The 3245-nt window shown below is 49.1% G+C and carries 2 rRNA genes; both read right to left on the bottom strand.

The annotated features are described in order from the left end of the window. Positions 1–117, bottom strand: a 5S ribosomal RNA gene (rrf, locus tag FFM64_RS12290). Positions 118–189: 72 nt separating this feature from the next. Continuing rightward, positions 190–3110 (bottom strand): 23S ribosomal RNA (locus FFM64_RS12295). Positions 3111–3245: the final 135 nt, after the last annotated feature.

A 3245-nucleotide genomic window follows, 5' to 3' on the forward strand; every position in this document is an offset into this window, starting at 1 on the left:
GCATGGCAACGTCCTACCCTCGCAGGGAGCGATCCCCCAACTACTCTCGGCGCTAAGAAGCTTAACTTCTGTGTTCGACATGGGAACAGGTGTATCCTTCTTGCCATCGTCGCCACACTATTGAGAACTTGTGCCCTCAAAACTAGCTAATATCAAATACTTCTCTCTATGAACCGGAACACCAATTGCTTGGTTAAGTCCTCGACCGATTAGTATTAGTCCGCTTCACACGTCACCGTGCTGCCACTTCTAACCTATCTACCTGATCATCTTTCAGGGGTCTTACTTCCATATAGGAATGGGAAATCTCATCTCGAGGTCTGTTTCACACTTAGATGCTTTCAGCGTTTATCAGATCCATACGTAGCTACCCAGCGATGCGCCTGGCGGCACAACTGGTACACCAGAGGTATGTCCATCCCGGTCCTCTCGTACTAAGGACAGATCCTCTCAAATTTCCTACGCCCGCGACGGATAGGGACCGAACTGTCTCACGACGTTCTGAACCCAGCTCGCGTACCGCTTTAATGGGCGAACAGCCCAACCCTTGGGACCGACTACAGCCCCAGGATGCGATGAGCCGACATCGAGGTGCCAAACCTCCCCGTCGATGTGGACTCTTGGGGGAGATAAGCCTGTTATCCCCAGGGTAGCTTTTATCCGTTGAGCGATGGCCCTTCCATACGGTACCACCGGATCACTAAGCCCGACTTTCGTCCCTGCTCGACCTGTCTGTCTCGCAGTCAAGCTCCCTTGTGCCTTTACACTCTGCGAATGATTTCCAACCATTCTGAGGGAACCTTTGGGCGCCTCCGTTACTTTTTAGGAGGCGACCGCCCCAGTCAAACTGCCCACCTGACACTGTCTCCCGCCACGATTAGTGGCGCGGGTTAGAGTGGTCATACAGCGAGGGTAGTATCCCACCAACGCCTCCACCGAAACTAGCGTTCCGGTTTCTATGGCTCCTACCTATCCTGTACAAGCTGTACAAACACTCAATATCAAGCTACAGTAAAGCTCCATGGGGTCTTTCCGTCCTGTCGCGGGTAGTCCGCATCTTCACGGACAATATAATTTCACCGAGTCTCTCGTTGAGACAGTGCCCAGATCGTTACGCCTTTCGTGCGGGTCGGAACTTACCCGACAAGGAATTTCGCTACCTTAGGACCGTTATAGTTACGGCCGCCGTTTACTGGGGCTTCAATTCTGAGCTTCGCCGAAGCTAACCCATCCTTTTAACCTTCCAGCACCGGGCAGGCGTCAGCCCCTATACGTCATCTTACGATTTTGCAGAGACCTGTGTTTTTGATAAACAGTCGCCTGGGCCTATTCACTGCGGCTGATCTTGCGATCAGCACCCCTTCTCCCGAAGTTACGGGGTCATTTTGCCGAGTTCCTTAACGAGAGTTCACTCGCTCACCTTAGGATTCTCTCCTCGACTACCTGTGTTGGTTTGCGGTACGGGTAGTTAAATACTCACTAGAAGCTTTTCTCGGCAGTGTGACATCAGACGCTTCGCTACTAAATTTCGCTCCCCATCGCAACTTGTCCTTAAAGTGAAAAGCATTTGACTCTTCACAAGACTTATTGTTTGGACATTCTAATCCAACAGAATGCACATCTTAGCCTACTGCGTCCCTCCATCGTTCAAACGCATTTAACTAGTACAGGAATATCAACCTGTTATCCATCGTCTACGCCTCTCGGCCTCGACTTAGGTCCCGACTAACCCTGGGAGGACGAGCCTTCCCCAGGAAACCTTAGTCATTCGGTGGATGGGATTCTCACCCATCTTTCGCTACTCATACCGGCATTCTCACTTCTAAGCGCTCCACAAGTCCTTACAGTCTTGCTTCACCGCCCTTAGAACGCTCTCCTATCACGTGACCTAATGGTCACATCCACAGTTTCGGTAGTATACTTAGCCCCGGTACATTTTCGGCGCAGGATCACTCGACTAGTGAGCTATTACGCACTCTTTAAATGGTGGCTGCTTCTGAGCCAACATCCTAGTTGTCTATGCAACTCCACATCCTTTTCCACTTAGTATACATTTAGGGACCTTAACTGGTGATCTGGGCTGTTCCCCTTTCGACGGTGGATCTTATCACTCATCGTCTGACTCCCGGATATGAATCAATGGCATTCGGAGTTTATCTGAATTCAGTAACCCAAGACGGGCCCCTAGTCCAAATAGTGCTCTACCTCCATGATCCTTCATCCGAGGCTAGCCCTAAAGCTATTTCGGAGAGAACCAGCTATCTCCAAGTTCGTTTGGAATTTCACCGCTATCCACACCTCATCCCAGCAATTTTCAACTTACACGGGTTCGGTCCTCCAGTGCGTTTTACCGCACCTTCAACCTGGACATGGATAGGTCACCTGGTTTCGGGTCTACAACCTCGTACTAAAATCGCCCATTTCAGACTCGCTTTCGCTACGGCTCCGACTTTTCAGTCTTAACCTTGCACGGGATCGTAACTCGCCGGTTCATTCTACAAAAGGCACGCCATCACGCATTAACGCGCTCTGACTTATTGTAGGCACATGGTTTCAGGAACTATTTCACTCCCCTTCCGGGGTGCTTTTCACCTTTCCCTCACGGTACTGGTTCACTATCGGTCACTAGGTAGTATTTAGCCTTGGGAGATGGTCCTCCCAGATTCCGACGGAATTTCACGTGTTCCGCCGTACTCAGGATCCTGAACTGAGAAAGCTTGATTTAATCTACTGGGCTATCACCATCTATGGCGGATTTTCCCAAATCCTTCGACTATCAAACTTTTTGGTAACTCAAATGTTCAGTCCTACAACCCCAAAGAGCAAGCTCTCTGGTTTGGGCTGTTCCCCGTTCGCTCGCCGCTACTTAGGGAATCGAAATTTCTTTATTTTCCTGCTGCTAATGAGATGTTTCAGTTCACAGCGTTTACCTCCGACTAGACTATGAATTCATCTAGCGGTAACAGTTGATTAAAACTGCTGGGTTGCCCCATTCGGAAATCTCCGGATCATAGCTTACGTACAGCTCCCCGAAGCATATCGGTGTTAGTCCCGTCCTTCATCGGCTCCTAGTGCCAAGGCATTCACCATGCGCCCTTGTTAACTTAACCTTATTTTCCAAAGGAAAATACGATTAATTGAGTTCAGCGATTAAACTTCTTTTAAAAAACTCAAAAAACGCGGTGTTCTCGGTTTCATTATGAAAAAATATATTTGATATTATCTAGTTTTCAAAGAACAAGTTT

This window comes from Lactiplantibacillus daoliensis, from assembly GCF_005405005.1.
In the GTDB taxonomy this organism is placed as follows: Bacteria; Bacillota; Bacilli; order Lactobacillales; family Lactobacillaceae; genus Lactiplantibacillus; species Lactiplantibacillus daoliensis.